13 protein-coding genes are annotated in these 18,708 nt (G+C 47.2%); 11 read left to right on the top strand and 2 right to left on the bottom strand.

Annotated features, from left to right (window positions below; all coding sequences use genetic code 11):
- Positions 1 to 27: 27 nt before the first annotated feature.
- Positions 28 to 477 (top strand): hypothetical protein, encoded by a 450-nt coding sequence (locus tag FSB84_RS16005; protein ID WP_130538942.1) that lies wholly within the window; start codon positions 28 to 30, stop codon positions 475 to 477.
- Positions 478 to 558: 81 nt separating this feature from the next.
- Here the strand turns inward: FSB84_RS16005 and FSB84_RS16010 are convergent, their stop codons facing one another.
- Both FSB84_RS16010 and FSB84_RS16015 read right to left on the bottom strand, forming a co-directional pair.
- Positions 559 to 2,043 (bottom strand): SusD/RagB family nutrient-binding outer membrane lipoprotein, encoded by a 1,485-nt coding sequence (locus FSB84_RS16010; protein WP_130538943.1) that lies wholly within the window; start codon positions 2,041 to 2,043, stop codon positions 559 to 561.
- A gap of 31 nt (positions 2,044 to 2,074) precedes the next feature.
- A complete protein-coding gene (locus FSB84_RS16015; protein ID WP_130538944.1) occupies positions 2,075 to 5,239 on the bottom strand; it encodes a SusC/RagA family TonB-linked outer membrane protein in 3,165 nt (1,054 codons plus the stop codon).
- A 230-nt stretch (positions 5,240 to 5,469) separates the two neighbouring features.
- On the opposite strand from FSB84_RS16015, the gene FSB84_RS16020 reads away from it, so the two are divergent.
- The 10 genes from FSB84_RS16020 to FSB84_RS16065 all read left to right on the top strand — a co-directional run bounded on the left by FSB84_RS16020 (position 5,470) and on the right by FSB84_RS16065 (position 18,708).
- A complete protein-coding gene (locus FSB84_RS16020) occupies positions 5,470 to 6,066 on the top strand; it encodes an RNA polymerase sigma factor (RefSeq protein ID WP_158643942.1) in 597 nt (198 codons plus the stop codon).
- Between the two features lie 72 nt (positions 6,067 to 6,138).
- Complete coding sequence (locus tag FSB84_RS16025) at positions 6,139 to 7,314, top strand: FecR family protein (protein ID WP_130538946.1); 1,176 nt, start codon at positions 6,139 to 6,141, stop codon at positions 7,312 to 7,314.
- Between the two features lie 27 nt (positions 7,315 to 7,341).
- Positions 7,342 to 9,522: a SusC/RagA family TonB-linked outer membrane protein gene (locus tag FSB84_RS16030; protein WP_147122205.1), complete on the top strand. Its 2,181-nt coding sequence runs from the start codon at positions 7,342 to 7,344 to the stop codon at positions 9,520 to 9,522.
- Positions 9,495 to 10,655 (top strand): SusC/RagA family TonB-linked outer membrane protein, encoded by a 1,161-nt coding sequence (locus tag FSB84_RS16035; protein ID WP_147122207.1) that lies wholly within the window; start codon positions 9,495 to 9,497, stop codon positions 10,653 to 10,655. Before FSB84_RS16030 ends, FSB84_RS16035 begins: the two co-directional genes overlap by 28 nt.
- A gap of 10 nt (positions 10,656 to 10,665) precedes the next feature.
- On the top strand, positions 10,666 to 12,126 hold the full coding sequence (locus FSB84_RS16040) for a RagB/SusD family nutrient uptake outer membrane protein (RefSeq protein WP_130538948.1): 1,461 nt from the start codon (positions 10,666 to 10,668) through the stop codon (positions 12,124 to 12,126).
- Positions 12,127 to 12,138: 12 nt separating this feature from the next.
- Entirely contained in the window at positions 12,139 to 12,909 is a 771-nt protein-coding gene (locus FSB84_RS16045; RefSeq protein ID WP_130538949.1) for a DUF4397 domain-containing protein, read from the top strand.
- Between the two features lie 10 nt (positions 12,910 to 12,919).
- Entirely contained in the window at positions 12,920 to 13,843 is a 924-nt protein-coding gene (locus tag FSB84_RS16050) for an ABC transporter ATP-binding protein (protein WP_130538950.1), read from the top strand.
- Between the two features lie 42 nt (positions 13,844 to 13,885).
- Positions 13,886 to 14,377: an ABC transporter permease gene (locus FSB84_RS16055; protein WP_158643943.1), complete on the top strand. Its 492-nt coding sequence runs from the start codon at positions 13,886 to 13,888 to the stop codon at positions 14,375 to 14,377.
- A complete protein-coding gene (locus FSB84_RS16060) occupies positions 14,347 to 16,239 on the top strand; it encodes a Gldg family protein (protein WP_147122211.1) in 1,893 nt (630 codons plus the stop codon). The genes FSB84_RS16055 and FSB84_RS16060 overlap by 31 nt, the downstream gene beginning before the upstream one ends.
- A gap of 39 nt (positions 16,240 to 16,278) precedes the next feature.
- Entirely contained in the window at positions 16,279 to 18,708 is a 2,430-nt protein-coding gene (locus FSB84_RS16065; protein WP_158643944.1) for a Gldg family protein, read from the top strand.

Raw genomic sequence — 18,708 nt, forward strand, 5'->3', positions numbered from 1 at the left:
ATCTTTATAGATCAATCAATAACACGTATGAAAAAAATTGCTCTGTTCACCTTTTGTCTTATGCTCTTGTCGATTGTCGGATTTACCCAAAGCTCCACAGCGGATTCACTGGCGGTGTTGAAAAAAGAAAAGGAAATGCTGAAAATGCAGGAGCGCATCAGTCAGTATAAGATAGATTCTGTAACGCTGGAACTGGACCTTCAGGAAAAAAAGAATGAATTACACAAACTGAAGCTGGAATCCCAAAGCCTGGCAGATAAGAATTACCAGCATGCACAAAACCTGCAACGCGATGCACATAGCAAGACGGCCACCAGAAAAGCTGATAAAGCTGCCAGTGCGGCAAGGAAGGCGGCCAAAAAAGTAAGGAAAGCGGAAAGTTCAGTGGATAAAACTGAAAAGAAATTGAAAAAGCTGAAGAAGAATCTCGATAAGGAAGAAAATAAACTTAAGAAACTGACCGTTTTGGAAAAATAGTATTCCTGTTTTCCTTTTTGCAAAATTGAAAGAGGCAGTCACCCGGACTGCCTCTTTCTGTATAATTCTATTATAGATTTCTTATTTTGTCCACCAGGGTTGGGCGCTGATCTTATCATTACCTTCTCCAAACTGACGCTTGATGGCTTCACCCACATTGCCTGCATTATTATTGTATTCCGCCTGCGGATAGATCCAGCGGAACGGGATATTCACGCCTGCAGGACGACGGAAAGCAGGATAGCCCGTTCTCAAATGATCGAAGAAAGGGCCCCAGGGCGATTGCAGGAAAGAACGGAGGTAGCGCTGCATGATGATCTTTTCGATCTGGCCTTCTGTAGTGGCAGCAGCAGCCAGGTTGTTGATGTTCTTACCCAGGTAAGCTGTTGCAATGCTTTCCGATACATAGCTTCCTAATCCTTTCGCATATTTTTCATAGAACTTAAAGGATGCTTTCACACCTGCATTATAGTGGTCATCTGCATTACCGGCAAGCCATCCTCTGACGATAGCTTCAGCAATGATCAGTTCCTGTTCAGCATATCCGATCAGTACCATGGGCTCTGTTGTTGGATCTTTATGGTACCTGTTGTTCACTTTGGAAGTTTTACCGAGTGCGGCTTTCGTATTCACTTCTGAATAGGGCGCAGCGGGATCGCCACCTTCATAGGCAGTGAAGTCATCGATCTCCAGTCCTGCATCCTCTGCATTCTTTGTTCTGGTGCAGAAGATAAAGAGACGGGGATCTTCCCTGTCCTGCAGCCTGCGGATAAAAGTGGAATCCATATACATACCCGAGCCGTAGCCGCTGGAGTTGAATTCAGGATAGCGATTACCTTCCTGATCGAGGAACACCAGTTGCGCATCGTCGTCATTACTGGCCAAAAGCGGCTCATTGGCTACTATCTGTGAAAAAGCAGCTTTGATAGCCAGGTCTGCATCGGCTTCTTTTTTGGACAGCAGCATCAGCACTTTCAGACGGAAGGCGTTGATGGCTTTGCGCCATTTTTCCAGGTCGCCCTTGTAGATGATATCGCCGGTAATAATGGTGTTTTCCTTCGACAGTAATTCATTCGCTTCTTTCAGTTCGGCCAGTATCCCTTTGAACACATCTTTCTGCGCATCATACACAGGCGGGATATAAGTTTCCTGTGTTTCACCCTGTAAGGATTGAGAGTAAGGTACATCCCCGAAAGTAAGTGTGAGGTTCAGGAAATAACTGGCCCGGAAGAATTTACCCAGCGCCAGGTACGCATTGCTGTTGATGCGTTTTGCTTCTTCCATCATTTTGGTCACATCCCTCATTTTCGAGTAGGGAGTGAAGTTAGACCTGTCCCATTTATAATATTGTTCAGTGCTTTCCCCGTCTGTCTGTACAAGTTTCTTTTCTGCATAGAGCGGGCTGGTGCCGTTGTTATAACGGAAGGCGTCCCATTCGATCTGGGTCAACAACAATTGTGGGTGCGTTTCCGTAACCCTGTTGGGGTCTATATTGATCTCTGCCAGTTTCTTGCAGGAGCTGAATCCGGTGAGAACGGTGATGCCTATGATGATTAGTTTTTTCATTACGTAGAGAATTTTTAGTGCAGGATGCTGTTTAGAATTTTACATTGAGGGAGAAACCTACATAACGTGGAGAAGGATCTTGCAGGTTGCCATCGTTACCGATCTCATAGTCCGGATCCAGCAATGGCATTTTCTTCCACATTGCCAGGTTGTATCCAAACACCTGCGCGTAAAGTCCTTTTACTTTTTTCCCTAAATTGATCACATTGCCGAGCTCATAGCCAACGGATACCCTGCGCAACTTGAAAAAGGAACGATCGAAAGTGTTGGCGAACTTCTTGCTCTCTTTTTCGGTTACACGGGCACGGTAGGGATAGTTCTGTCCCCATGTCTGCCAGCTTACAGCGGTGGTATTGTCGGCATATTTACGGGTATCGGAAATGACGTTGCCATTGATGTCCTGTTTCAATTCTCCTGACACTACCACAACACCTTCCGGAACATATACGGGTTTGCCTGCTTCATATTCAGCAGCACGGTATTCAACAGAGTTGGGATGTTTGCCGCCCCACCACATTTTTTCATGCGTGGTAGAGTTCATGATACCGCCCCATACACCATCGATGTCCACACCGATATCGAAGCCTTTGATGTTGAATTTATTCTGGAAGCCGAGTCTCCAGGAGGGGTCCAGGTGACCAATATTTCGCGCAAATGCATCCCTGATCGGCATTCCATTACTGCCGAGGATCAGCTGGCCGTCTGCACTTTTCTGCCATACAGTGGCATAATAGCTATCCGTTCTGTCGCCCAGTTTGAGATTGCCGAACTTCGACTGATCGCCATAGATCTCTGTGATCTTTTTCACATAGGTTGACCAGTTGGCGGCAATATCCCACCTGAAATTCTTTTTCCTGATCGCTTTGAATCCTGCAACTATTTCAAATCCATTGGTGGTGTACACGTTGCCGTTCACTTTTTTAGAAGTGAAGCCTGATGCTTCTGAAATACCCAGGTCAATGATCTGGTTCTCGTCTTTGATATTGTAGTAAGTGAGATCCAGTGAGAGCCTTCCTTTGAACAGACCTGTAGAGAGGCCCATTTCATAGGAGGAGGATTTTTCAGGAAGGATATTCGGGTTTACGATCCCGGAAGGATAATAAACAGATTGAGTGGATCCATAGGTTGTGCCTTTGTTGTAGGCAGAGTAAACGCTGTAGGGAGCCAGATCGCTCGATACATGCGCCCATGATCCATACAATTTCAGGTACTCTACAAACTGTGGCATCTTCACATATTCTGACACCATAGTGCTGAGTGAAACAGAAGGATAGAAATAGGAATTGTTGCTGGTGGGCAGGGTGGAAGACCAGTCGTTACGCGCTGTGAAGCTCAGGAACACTGCATTGTACAGATCGATATTGGCAGCTCCGTAAATACTCCTGATAGATTTTTCGTAGCGTGAGTTATTGGCCTGTACAGGTCCCTGCGTGTTATTGAGACTGTAAACTTCGGGAACGATCAAACCGTCTGTGGATTGATATTCCTGTGTGTATTTCCGGTTGAAGAGGGAAGCACCGGCATTGATGCCGATCTGAATATTATCTGTGATATCTTTTGAATAAGACAGTAAGGCGTCCGCATCAAAATTCAGCTGATGTGTATTCCAGTTCTTGTAATCACCATTGCGGGAGTCGCCATAGTTCATGTATGACTTGGGGCTCTTCATGGATTCGAAATTGGAAATATTCCTTCCGTTCCCACGGAGCTGTAAAACCAGGTCTTTGGTGAATTTGTAACTTCCTTTGAGCTGCATGTCTACCACATCCCTGTCCTGCGCCTGTTTCAGGTTATAGGAAGCGAAGTAGGGGTTGTTGTACCAGGCATAGTTGTAGTTGGCCTGGCGATAGCCTTCCTGACCGGGCACCCAGAGATGGTTCTTCAGGTCCTGTCCGTTCACATCATCGCTCATCCAGATGAGGATGGTGTAGATATGGTTCTTGGGGCCGTATCCATAACGGGGATAGTTAGGTGAAAATACCTTGTTGTAGGAGAGAGAGGTTTCCAGTGTGAATTTCTCCGTGATGTCGAATGCGGCATTGAAGTTCAGTCCGCCGGTGTTGAGGCTCATGTTGGGAACCTGTCCTTTCTGGTGGGCATATTTTCCTGAAGCATAGTAGCGTGCTTTTTCTCCTTTGTAAGCCACAGAGAAAGTATTGGTGCTGACGATACCTGTTCTCAGGAAGTCTTTGAGGTTATCGTGGTAAACGAAATCTGTGGGTACGCGTTCGTATTTGGAGCGATCGTCATAGATGGTTCCTTTTACATCGCCATACCATTCGATGGTTTCACCGGTTTCTTTATTCCTGATGGGGCTGTTCCACTGAGGAACTTTCACGCCTGCATTCAGCCTGGGGCCCCAGGTCATGTCGCCATCGGAGATCCCGCCATCGGCTCCGTCCCAGAATTCGTACTGGCCATTGGAACCGCTTCCGTATTCCTTTTGCGTTTTCGGGAAAACAGTAAAGCCGGCAGTGAACATATTGTTGGTATTCACATTCACTTCCATGCCTTCTTTTTTGGCATTCTTTGTAGTGATGAGGATAGCGCCGTCTTTACCACGGGTGCCATATAACGCTGACGCAGCTACGCCTTTCAGCACGTTGATATTATCGATGTCTTCACCGGAAACATCATAGAAGTCTGTTTCCACGGGAACACCATCGATAACGATCAGGGGTGATTTACCCCTCAACTGGAACTGTGGGCTTTGGAACATACCGGTGGGAGTGGTTACGGTAAGACCAGCCACCTGTCCTGCCAAAGCCGTACCCAGGTTCATGGTGCGGGAGTTGGCGAGTTGTTCTGTTTTTACTTCCTGGGTGGTGAAACCAAGCCTCTTTTTCTGTTGTTTGATACCGATGGCTGTTACCACTACTTCGTCCAGTTGTTTTGAACCTTCCTGCATGGTTATGTTCAATACAGATTGTCCGTTCACAGGAACTTCCCGGGTGGCAAATCCTACTGAAGAGAAAATGAGTATTGCATCGGAAGGCGCTGTAATGGAGAACTTTCCTTCGGTGTCTGTAACAATGCCGTTGGATGCGTTCTTAATTACAACGTTCACTGAGGGAAGATTTTTGCCTTTTGGATCGGTGACCCTGCCGCTGATGACTTGTTGTGCAAACAGGATCGATGGAAAGATAGTAAGTACGGATAAACAGAGTATCCGCAGGTAGCGTAGCTTTTTGCTCATTTGCCTGGTTTTGTTTGTAAGGAGGAGCGCAAAGATTGAATAGTAATGTAAAGGGAAGGTTAATGGGCTTTTAACAAATCTTTATCAGTGAAACCAGCGGCAATAAATTGCGATGCTATGTTGCTTTTTGTTTTATTATATTTGATCTCTCCGGGTGAGTTACAGCATCCCGCCTACAACCTTCTCCTTGCGGAATCATTCTTGAAGTAAACCATTACAATGTTCACTGCTTGGCCGTAACCCCATCATACCAGGAAAAAGAATTATTGCATCGCCTGTCTGAAGGAGATAAACAGGCATTCACCACCTTGTTCGATATTTATTGGGACAATATCTACAGCGTTGCGCTTGTACTCACCAAATCGCCGCAGCTCGCAGAGGATACGGTGCAGGAGATCTTCCTGAAGGTCTGGAACAAGCGGGAGGAGCTGGCCTCCGTTGACCGGTTCGACAATTATCTTTTCATTATGGCCAGGAACCATATCTTTTCGGAGTTCCGGCGCTTAAAGATCCGGCAGGAGCATATTGCCTTGCTCCAGGCTCATTTCGATTCAGCACTTCAGACTCCGGAAGATCAGATGCTATATAAAGAATCCACTGAACTCATCGAAAAAGCAGTAGCCCGACTGGCGCCACAGCAACAACAGGTTTACAGGCTGAGCCGTGAACAGGGCCTCACACATGAAGCCATTGCTGCCACACTGGGCATATCCGTTCATACCGTACGCAATCATATGGTCAGGGCTATCAAGGGGATCCGTGATTATCTGATGAACCAGGATAACACCCTGCTGCTGACTGTGGCATTGATCCGGTCCATGCTCTAAAAAAATATTTTCGGTACATGTAGTTCCTGGTTCTTTGTGGTGCGTCTTCATTTGGTACAAGCCGCAAAAATTATGAAGAATTGGCAAGAATTACTGGATGGTTATCTCAATAACAACCTGACATCTGCGGAACTGGAAATGTTCTTACAGCAGGCTGATGATCATAGTGATTCAATTGCCGGCACCATCGGTGAATTGCTGGCATCGGGAGAATTGCAGGGAGAGGGAGATCCTTTACTGCGCAACAAGCTGCTGGAACAATTGCTGGAGAAGATCGATCAGCCTGTTGAACCGCCGGTCCGGAAAATTTCCTTCCTGCGCAAACCCTGGGTGCGTGCAGCGGCAGTGGTACTGCTTACAGCAAGTCTCGTTGCCCTCACCTGGTTCCTTAAAGACCGTTCAGAAGAGAATATACCTGCGGATCGTCCTGCCATTGTGCAGGATGCTGCTCCCGCCCGCGAAGGCGCCATCCTTACCCTGGCAGATGGCAGATCGCTTCTGTTAGACAGTTTGCCAAATGGCATTGTAACTACAGATGGCAATACAAAGATCGAACTGGAGAACGGACAGATTTCATATAGCCATGAAAAAGATACTGCCGGCACAGTTCGCTTCAATACCATGCAAACTCCGAGGGGACGCACTTTTCATATTCAATTGCCGGACGGCACCATGGCCTGGCTCAACGCTGCATCATCCATCACCTATCCTGTGCAATTCAAAGGAAAAGAACGGAACGTTTCGGTACAGGGCGAAGTGTATTTCGAAGTGGCAAAGAATGCCTCCATGCCTTTCCGCGTAACAGTGAACGATCGCACTACCGTGGAAGTATTGGGAACGCATTTTAACGTGAATGCCTATGCGGATGAACCACTCATCAGTACCACACTCCTCGAAGGAAGTGTGCGGGTGGTCAGTGGAAACTCCGTCATACTGAAGCCCGGTGAAGTAGCCAGCCAGTCAAACTCCGGTGCTGCTTCCGTTATCCGGGTACAGCCTGCAGATACAGATGCAGTGATGGCCTGGAAAAACAACCGCTTTCATTTCAATCATACTGATATTCCTACGATCATGCGACAACTGGCCAGGTGGTATGATGTAGATATCGTGTATGAAGGCGCTGTGCCAACCGGCCATTTCAATGGTAAACCATCCAGAAACCTATCCGCTTCTCAGGTACTGACACTGCTGCAACATATTGGTGTCAATTGCCGTATCGAAGGCAAGAAAATCATTGTAGCTGAATAATTATTAAGTCATTTAACCAAACTGCTTATGAGGCCAACATGCCTTACCCTGTTGCTATTGCTTTTATTCCAGCAAGGGTTCTCACAAACTGCGGGCATTACATTCAAAGGCAAAGGCGTTTCCCTTGCCACTGTATTCGCCAGCATCGAAAAACAAACGGATTATACTTTCTATTACAAGGTGGAAGTATTGGAAAAGGCAAGAAATGTGGACGTGGATTTCAGGAAGGAACCACTGTCTGAAGTGCTGAAAGTTCTATTTGCCAACCAACCGCTGAAGTACCTGATCATCGACAAGAATATTGCGGTATCTGCCAGTGAACAACCGGGAACGCCAACTTCGGGTCCTGCAGCGCTTATGACGGTAAGTGGAACGGTTATGAATAAACGAGGAGAGGTTCTTGGCAATGCCAGTGTGGTGGTGAAAGGCACTCTGAAAGGAACATTCACCAAAGCTGATGGAACATTCGTTCTGGAGAATATGAAACCGGAAGATTTGCTGAAGGTAAGTTTCATCGGATACCAGGCTGTAGAGATATCCATTAAAGGACAGGAAAAGCTAACGATCGTACTGCAGGAAGCCGATAATCAACTGGACGAAGTGGTGGCCCAGGGTTACAGTAACACTACCAAGAGGCTTTCCACCAGTAGTGTGAGTAAAGTAAGCTCTGCAGAACTGGGCCGTCAAACAGAAATGAATCCATTGCTGGCTTTACAGGGAAGAGTACCGGGAATGGTGGTAACGCCAACCACCACTTACGCTGCCAGTTCCATTGAAATAGATCTCCGTGGAAAATCATTACTGTCGGGGCAAAGTGGGAGACCGTTGATAGTGATCGATGGAAGCCCGCTTTATGTTGGCTCCAACCAGGGGGCAGCTAACGGTGACGGGCCAGCGCAGGGGATGGCGGCAGGATTTTCACCTGCCTATAGCCAGAACCCATTGTACGGACTCAACCCGAAAGACATTGAGAGCATCGAGATATTGAAAGATGTAGGGGCTACTTCCATCTATGGTTCGGCAGGCGCCAATGGTGTGATCCTGATCACCACCAAAAGAGGTAAAGCCGGATCTAACAATGTTGAGGTGAACGCAAGCACAGGCTTCTCCAGGATCACTCGTTACTGGAACATGCTCACCACTCCGCAATACCTGGAAATGCGCCGCGAAGCTTTTAAGAATGATGGCATCATTCCCACTCCGCAGAATGCACCGGACCTTCTCGTCTGGGATACTACCAGGCAAGTGGACTGGCAAAAAGAGATCTGGGGGAAAATGGGGTCCAATTTCAGCGCCAATGCTGTTATCTCCGGCGGCACCGCTCAATTCACGCACCGGTTGTCTGCGAATTACAACACCAGCAGTGATATCACTACCGCATCAGGAAGTAACGATGTGATAGGCGTGTCAGCAGCATTGGATCACAGAAGCCGTGATTCCCGTTTCAGTCTCGGCTTCACAGCCAACTATTACTATACCAAATCAGACATAGTAAGAACTCCGTCAATTTCTACATTGCCGCCTAATGCACCACCCATTTATGATGAAACCGGTGGTCTCAACTGGGCTGCCTATAATGCCGTTGGTCAGGCTTCTTTCCTGGAATCCTTTGTTTGGATGCCTACGCCGGTATTAAGCAAAACCAACAGCATCTCTTCCAACCTGCGATTGAAATACGAGATCCTGAGAGGGCTCAACCTCATTGCTTCCGTCGGGTATAACCGGAATGATAATGATATGGAGATGTTCAAGACCATCAAATCTCAAAACCCTGCCAGTTTCCCGATCGGACAAGCATTGTATGGTAAATCGAAAAGCAATAACTGGACGATAGAACCACAGGCCAGTTATGAAAATACGCTGTTGGGAAAAGCGCGGATCAGTGTGGTAACAGGAGCTACCATCAGGCAGGAGTTCAGGGAGAACGTTTCGATCTATGCAGGAGGATATTCCAATGACGCGTTGATAAGAGTGTTATCGCCGGGAAACATATGGGCCATCACAAATGAACGCAATCCTTACAAGTATGCAGGGATCTTCGGAAGGATGGGGCTTACCTGGGACAATAAGTATGTGTTGGAATTATCCGGCAGAAGGGATGGGTCATCCCGCTTCGGACCAGGCCGCAGGTTCGGCAACTTTGGCGCAGTTGGTCTCGCCTGGATCGCCTCCGATGAGCAATGGCTGAAAAAATACTGGCCCCTGTGATCAGTTTCCTGAAGTTCAACGCCAATACCGGTACCGCAGGGCAGGATGGCGGCAGTGATTACCAATATCTCTCCCGTTGGGGGCAGTCATTCGGCATGCTTACCTATGATGATATCGATCCAATGATTGCGCTGCAGCCATTCAACCAGGATTACCATTGGCAACTGACCCGTGAACTGAACCTGGGAATGAATCTCCGTTTCTTCAGGAATGACCTGTCGCTTGCAGTGAACTATTATCGAAAGCGGGTAGGGAATCAATTGACGCAAAACCCAACACCCTTTATAACCGGCTTCCCCACTGTATTTGGTAACTGGGATGCCACTGTACAAAATGAAGGGTGGGAGGCAATGTTCAGCGCTACTCCTGTCAGGACTAAAAATTTTTCCTGGACCTTTTCTGTGAATGCTGCTATCAACAGAAACAAATTGCTGCAATATCCGGACATGAAAAATTCACCATTCGCCAGAACCATGACGGTAGGAAAGTCTACTACCGAGAAGTACCTGCTGCATTACGTAGGTGTGGATCCTATGACAGGGTGGTACCAGTTTGAAGATTACAATAAAGACGGATGGATCAAAAATAATCCCAACGTGATGCCTGGTATCGCAGACGACAACCGGTATGTGTTCGATCAAATGCCCAAAGTAACGGGAGGCATGTCGCATGCATTCTACTACAAAATTTTTTCTCTGAACCTCTCTTTCGATTACCGTATCCAGGAAGGAAGGAATGCTTTCGCCGGAATGCTGCCTTCCGGAATACCAGGTACATTGAGCAATATCCCCGTTGAACTTTTCAACCACCGCTGGCAAAAACCTGGTGATAATGCACGCTACGCAAAATTTTCCACGCAGAGCGCGCCCCAGCATCAGTTTGGAGCAACAACCGGCGGATCAACCCTCACTTATACCGATGCTTCTTTTCTGCGCTTCAGGAATATCAACTTTTCATACACCCTGCCTGAAAAATGGATGCAGAGATTAGGTATGAAAAACGGTTCGCTGAATATCACCACCAATAACCTTTTTGTGATCACCCGTTACAAAGGGATCGATCCGGAAATACAAACCTTTGGGTCGATGCCTCCGTTGAAAACTGTTACAGCAGGCTTTTCTGTTAATTTCTAAATTCTATTCCATGCGAATGATCACTCAATATATTCTACCGGTATTGTTTTTCACCATGCTGCTTTCCTGTGAAAAACTGGTAGAAATCGATCCTCCCATCGATTCCATTACCACCAGCGAGGTCTTCATTTCTGAAAATCAGGCAAAGCAGGCAATGGCCGGCCTTTACACACTGATGATGAATGGAAAGACGGGAAATGGTCATGTCACTTCCTCAAGACTGACCCTGATGGCCAGCCTTTCTTCGGACGACCTGGATTGCTTCAATGCGCAAACCAATAGCTATTTTCCCTTCAATGCAAACCGTTTGACAAGAGAAAGTATTTCCAGTGATGCTATCTGGACGGGATTGTACGAAATCATCTTTACTGCCAATTCAGTGATAGAAGGAATCCGGGCTTCCACTGCTGCAGCTTTTCCTGAAAAATCGAAAACAAAGATGATCGCTGAATGCAGGTTCGTCAGGGCTTTCTGTTTTTTCTACCTCACCAATTTTTTTGGAAATGTTCCAATGGTGACCACTACAGACTTCAATGAAACGCGAAGACTTCCGGCCGCATCAAAAACTGAATTGTACAAACAGATGACCGATGATCTCCTTTTTGCCAGGGATAATCTGCCACCGGTAAATCAGAACAGCAGCGGCGAACGCATTTATCCCGACAAATGGGCGGCAACTGCTTTGCTGGCGAGGGTATACCTCTTCCTGGAAGAATATCCCAATGCCTGGGAACAGGCAAATGCAGTGATCCTTAATACTACACAATTCACATTGGAACCAGCGCCGGAAAATGTTTTTCTCGTCAATAGCAGGGAAGCTATCTGGCAGTTGAAGCAAAATACCAGCTCTCATAATGGTACTGCCACTTATGAAGGCGAGCAATTCATTCCCGGAAGCGGCCTGGCCGGAATTCCTTTCTCTGATATCTATTACAATTTGCCTGACAACCTGCTGAATGCATTCGAACCTGACGATAAAAGGAAAACAGACTGGACAGCCCCTGCGGCCCCCAATCCCCAGAATGTACCCGGACAATTTTATTTTCCGCATAAGTACAAAACCGGCGGATACAACAAAGTGATCGGTGGAATGCCAACGGAATTTTATATGGTGCTTCGATTGGCGGAACAATTCCTCATCCGCGCAGAAGCTGCAGCACATGGCGCCGGCTCTCTCACCGATGCCATCGGGGATCTCAATAGTATCAGGCATAGGGCCGGATTGTCAGATCTGCCCGATGATCTCGATCAAGCACAGGTGCTGGCCGCCGTTGCGCAGGAACGGAGAATGGAACTCTTTTGTGAATGGGGGCACAGGTGGTTCGATCTGAAGCGGACCAGCAAGGCAAGTGCAGTGCTGTCTCTGATCCCGGTGAAACAACCCTGGCAGGGCGATCATCAATTATTGTATCCGATCCCTGCCAGGGAGATCGAATTCAACCCATCCCTCCAGCAAAATCCTGGTTACTAAAAAAAATTACAGATGAAAAAAATCAACCACGGCTGTTTTCTTTTCCTGTTTTTGATAGCAGCCTGTAAAAAAGACAATCCCCGCGGAACAGCCACCCTGCTGATGTTCAATGCTGTGACCGGATCCGATACGCTCGTTACCAGTTTCAACGGCACAGAAACCATACGCTATTTCAAAACTGCCAACAGGCTGGTCTATGGCGAAGTGATAAGCCCATATTTTTTCAATATGAACGGGCAATTCAATTCCTATGCAGGTGATCAGCCGATCGTTTTGTACAACAACAACGATACTACCAGCAAGAGCCAGCCTGTATTCGATCTACAGGTGAACCTGCCTGTTAGTTCCATCAGCAGCCTCTTCCTCACGGGTTCTCTGGCTGATCCGGATACTTTGTTTACCCGTGATCATCTGCCATATCATCCTTCAACCGACAGTAGTATGGGCATACGCTTCGTGAATCTTTCGCCCGGCAATATGAAATTGAGTGTGAACCTGGCGGGAGAGACTCATGGCAGTGAAGTGAGCGGCCTGCAATATAAAGGGATCACAGGGTTCACGAACTATCCGGTCACGGAAGGAGTGGAGGAGTACAACTATGAATTCAGGGATGCATCCAATGGTGATCTGATCACCACATTTACCATCGATGTGCGGAACAGTCAATCCGGCAACTTCATCATCAATCAGCGGCGCTATCGCAATTATACCCTGATGTTCTATGGGAAAGCCGGCAGCACCGGCACAGATAAACAGGCCGTGCAGATCATGAACAATAATTAACCTAACTTATATGAGCAGCATTCTAAAGATCGAACAGCTCTCGCACAGGTACAGCAGTACATGGGCTGTTCGCGACCTCAATATCGAGATCAGTCAAACAGGTATCGTGGGCCTGCTGGGCTCCAATGGTGCAGGAAAATCCACCACCATGAATATCATCTGTGGTGTTTTGAACCAGACTGAAGGTAAAGTGACCGTTGATGGATTCGATATCCGGGAACAACCGGAAGAAGCCAAAAAGAATATCGGTTTCTTACCTCAGACGCCGCCACTCTATGCTGATTTCACCATCGACGAATATCTTCACTATACAGCCAACCTGCGCGCTATGGATAAGACGAAGATCAAAGCGGCAGTGGAAGAAGTGAAGGAAAAAACGGGCATCGGACATTTCAGCAGCAGGCTCATCAAAAATCTTTCCGGTGGATATAAACAACGTGTGGGCATTGCACAGGCATTGATCCATAAGCCCAGGCTGGTGGTATTGGATGAACCTACCAATGGGCTCGATCCCAACCAGCTGATAGAAGCGAGGAAACTGATCAAAGAGATCGCGCAGGAACATGCAGTTCTGTTATCGTCGCATATCCTTTCTGAGATCCGCCTCGTGTGTAAAGATGTGATCATGATCGAAGCGGGAAGAGTAGTGTTTGCCGATACGATGGACGCGTTCGACAATTACATGCAACCCAACAGCCTCCTCGTAATGCTCCAGAATATGCCGGCGGAGGCAGCTTTGCTGGCTGTAAAAGGTGTTCAGAAAGTGGAATTCCTCACAGAAAAGCAGGTTCGGATCTATTTCGATGGAGACCCAGGCATCAACGAAAGGATCGTTGCTGCCAGCATGGAACAGAACTGGCGACTGAAAGAGATCAGCGCAGACAAGAGCCTGCTGGATGATACCTTCAAACAATTGTCCACACTTTCCAACTAGCTCACTCAACTACCTATTAAGTATAAACGCTAACCAATGAGGATGCTCATCCAAATCGCAAAAGCAGAGTTGCGAAATCTATTCTATTCCCCTGTAGCATGGTTCCTGGCTATCGCCTTCCTGGTACAATGCGCCTTGTTCTATATGAAGGGGATGGTGCCGATGGCAAAAGGAAATGATGTAATGAATGAAATGTACCCGGGCATGAATGTATATGAAGACTTCCCGCTTACAGGTTCCTTCTTTCTTCAACCCGGTGGCATGTTCCAGGTGGCGCTGCAGAATCTGTACCTTTTCATCCCATTGCTGACCATGGGGATGATCAGCCGCGAAGTGAACAATGGCACCATCAAACTGCTCTTTTCCTCCCCGGTGAAACTGCGGCAGCTGGTGCTGGGAAAATACCTGGCATTGATGGTATACAACCTGCTGCTGGTGGGGATCATCGGCATATTCATGGTCACTGCTTTTTTCATATCAAATCACCAGACTATGGGTTATTGTTGTCGGCAGCACTCGGCTTTTATCTGCTGATCTGCGCTTATGGAGCCATCGGTTTATTCATGAGCAGCCTGACCACTTACCAGATCCTCTCTGCCATCGGTACTTTCATTGTTATTTTCATACTGAGCCGTATCGGCACACTCTGGCAGGAGACCCCCTTTGTGCGCGACCTTACTTATTTTCTCTATCTGTCAGGAAGAACAGGTAGAATGCTCAATGGGTTGATCGCATCGAAGGATATCATTTATTTTTTGATGGTGATCGGCATGTTCCTCGGCTTTACCCTCGTCAGGCTCAGGAATGCCAGGGAGAAAAAGCCCTGGTATATCAAGGCGATGCGGAATGTGCTGGTGATTGCCGTTACAGTACTTACCGGATATATTTGTTCATTCCCTCAGACCACGCTTTACTTCGATCCAACGGATCGTGAGAACAATACCCTCCATATCAATACCAGGCAACTGGTAAAAGAGATCGGCAACGATGATCTGGAAGTGACCCTCTATACCAACCTGCTCGGCAATGAAATGAGTTATGGTCTTCCCGGTGCGCGTAACGCTTACCTGACCAATATGTGGGAGCGGTTCCTTCGGTTCAAACCTAATATCAGGTTCAAATACGTGTATTACTATTATTATGATCCTTCGCTGGATATGGGCCAGAAAGCAACACTGTTCCCCGGCAAGTCCAATGAAGAGATGGCAAGGGACATCGCAAAATTGTACAGGCTCGATTTGAAATTGTTCAAAAGTCCGGAAGAAATGAAAAAGATCATCGATCTCGGACCTGAAGGACACCGGTTGATCATGCAGCTGAAGTACAAAGGCAGAACGGAATTCCTGAGAACATACGGTACCGGAACGGCCTTCCCGGCAGGTGATCCCTGGCCAATTGAAATGAATACCGCTGCTGCATTAAAGAGGTTGGTACATCCGGAATCCATACCCCGGATCTTATACTCCACCGGGCATTATGAGCGGAGTATTTTCAAAGATGGAGAACGTGAATACTGGTATACAACCCTGAACAAGACCAGGAACGAAACCCTTATCAATAACGGGTTTGAATTTGATACCATCTCCCTGGCTACCCGGAACATACCGGAAAATATTACAGCACTCGTATTGGCGGACCCACGTTCAGCTCTAACCGAAAACGAACAAAAGAAGATCAGTGATTACATAAGCAAAGGTGGGAACATGATCATAATGGGGGAGCCGGGAAAACAGGAAATACTGAATCCCCTGCTCAGTCAACTGGGCGTTCAGTTGATGGATGGGACCGTTGTGGAGCCGAGCTTCCATGAAATGCCGCAAATGGTGAAAGCCCTGTATACGCCTGCTATTGCCAATGTGGGGTACGAGCCGCTGATGCAGATGATCAGCAGGAAGTTCAACAGTAAATATCCTTATGATACCATAAAGCTGACTATGCCAGGAGTGGCAGCAATTGCATTCACCAATAAAAATGATTTTGAGAAGAAGGCATCCCTCCTGACGAATAAAAACAGTACATGGATCAGGAAAGGAGAACTGGTTACCGATTCCGCAGCCATTTTGTTTCAACCTGAAAATGGCGATACAAGAGGCTCATTCCCTACAGGCGTTCAACTGAGCAGGCAGGTAGGTAAGAAGGAACAACATATTATGATAATGGGCGACGCTGATTATATCAGCAATTACAGACTGGCAGACTATTTCAACAATACGGTCCATTACTGGATCAGCAATGGGGCCTATCCTGTATATCTTCCCTGGCGTAATCCCACTGATAATAAAGTAATGGTTACAGGCAGGACCATGATCAGGCTCAGCTTCGTATATACATGGGTGTTGCCGGCCATCATCCTGGTGCTTGCAGCCGTTCTGCTGATCAGGCGAAAAAGAAAATAGAAACCAATACAAAAACACTATAAATAATCATCGATGAGGATGATCATTCAAATTGCGAAGGCGGAACTGAGGACTCTTTTCTATTCCCCTGTGGCCTGGTTCCTGATACTTGCATTCCTTGTGCAATGTGCTTACTTTTTTACCACCGGATTGGCGGGCCTGGCCGAAGTGCAGGATATGATAGTTAAGAATAATCCCGGTTATGCTGGCCTTACAGGAAGTGCTGAAGCTGGTTATACCAGGCGATTGTTCCTGGGTGGCGAAGGCGTATTTTCAAGTGTGTTGCAGAATCTGTACCTGTTCATTCCGCTGCTTACAATGGGGCTTATCGGCAGAGAGATTCAGAACGGCACTTCAAAGCTGCTTTATTCTTCCCCAGTGAAACTGCATCAGATCGTATCAGGGAAATATCTTGCCATCATGATCTATAACCTGATACTGGTAATTATCCTGGGGATCTTCATGGTAACCGCTTCGATGGTGATGATCAAAGTTGATCATGGAATGCTGCTCTCTGCCATGCTGGGCTTCTACCTGCTTACCTGCACGTATACTGCTATCGGAATGTTCATGTCCAGCATTACCACGCATCAGATCATCGCAGCCGTTGGCACTTTCCTGATCGTCTTCTGCCTGAGCTTCATGGACAGTCTCTGGCAGAAATATGATTTCGTACGCGATCTCACTTTCTTTTTACATCTTCCCGGCCGCACACAAAAGATGTTACTGGGATTGATCACTACCAAAGATGTAATCTATTTCCTGGTGATCATGAGTATGTTCATCATGTTCACCATCCTCCGCCTGCGGGCCGCCAGGGAAGCCAATCCCTGGTATGTAAATATGATGCGCTATTGTTTTGTTGTGGTATTGGGATTGATGATCGGATATCTCAGTTCGAGACCTGCCATGACAGGCTATTGGGACACTACTGCTCAAAAAGTGAACACGATACATGAGAAGACGCAGCAGCTCATTAAGGAAATGGGCGATGAGCCCCTGGAGGTAACGCTTTATTCCAATTTTCTGGAGCCTTCCGGCAGTAAAGGGCTTCCCGAAGCGCGGAACGCCTACCTCACCAATGTATGGGAAAGGTATCTGCGTTTCAAGCCCGGGATCAAATTCAACTACGTTTACTATTATGATCATGATAGCACCATCATGGGTAAAAATATTTACCGTGCATTTCCCGGTAAGTCGATTGATTTCATAGCAGCCAAATCAGCAGAATATTCGGAGCTTGACCTGGATGATTTTCTGAAGCCTGCAGAGATCAGGAAGATGATCGATCTGAAGCCTGAGAACATGCGGCTGGTAATGCAGTTGAAGTACAAGGGACGCACAGAGTTCCTCCGCACTTTCAACGATAATATTTTTTGGCCGCAGGAAATGCAGGTAGCAGCAGCGTTCAAGCGATTGATCGATGGCGTTGCCCCCAAATGTGCTTTCGTTTCCGGTCATTATGAAAGGAATATTTTCAAAACCGGTGAGCGGGAGTATGCGAACCATACTGCCAGCAAACTGGAGCGCAGCGCGTTGGTGAACCTGGGCTTTGATGTGGATACTGTTAGTCTGGACACGGAAGATATTCCTGCAGGGGCAACCACCCTGGTGCTGGCAGATCCTAAATCTGCATTAAGCGAAGTATGCCTCCAAAAGATCAGGCTTTATCTGGCAACGGGTGGTAATATGTTCATTATGGGAGAACCAGGTAAGCAGCAAATGGTGAACCCGGTGCTGAAGCAACTGGGCTTAAGCCTGATGGATGGTGTGCTGGTTTCACAAAATAAACGGGAGATGCCACAGATGCAGTCGCTACACCTGACCAACGCTTTCCTTAGCATGGAGAAGAACCCGTCATCATCCGGTTTCAAAAAAGTTCCGGAAAGAGACAAACATATCCTCATGCCTTATGCAGCAGCGATCGACTATACGGATACCGCTGGTTTTACTGTTACACCTTTGCTGAAGTCGGAGGCAGGAGTTACCTGGTTGAAAAAAGGAAAGCTGGTGGTGGATTCTGCCATGGTGGAATTCAATCAGCAGGATGGAGATCTGCGGTCATTTTTCGCCTCCCTTTCAAATAAGACAATGCCGGCAGTGAAAGAGGATACAGTCAATACGGCTCAGGTAGTGCCGGATACAATGCATAATGAGCAGGGCTCATTCGTAACCTTACTGGCAATGCACCGCTCCATCGGAAATAAAGAGCAACGGATAGTTGTAGCCGGAGATGCTGATTTTATCAGCAATATGAGAGCGATGCAACACAAAACCGGCATACTCCTGTATAGCTGGCTTGCCAATGGAGTATACCCGATCGCTATTCCCGGGACTCCGCCCCGTGATATATTCCTGACTATTACCGGAAAGACTGCGGCGCAGCTCAAACTGTTCTTTGTGTGGCTGCTGCCAACACTGGTGCTGCTTTCCGGCACCGTTCTATTGATCAGACGCAAAAGAAAATAA

It is taken from the genome of Pseudobacter ginsenosidimutans (assembly GCF_007970185.1).
GTDB lineage: Bacteria > Bacteroidota > Bacteroidia > Chitinophagales > Chitinophagaceae > Pseudobacter > Pseudobacter ginsenosidimutans.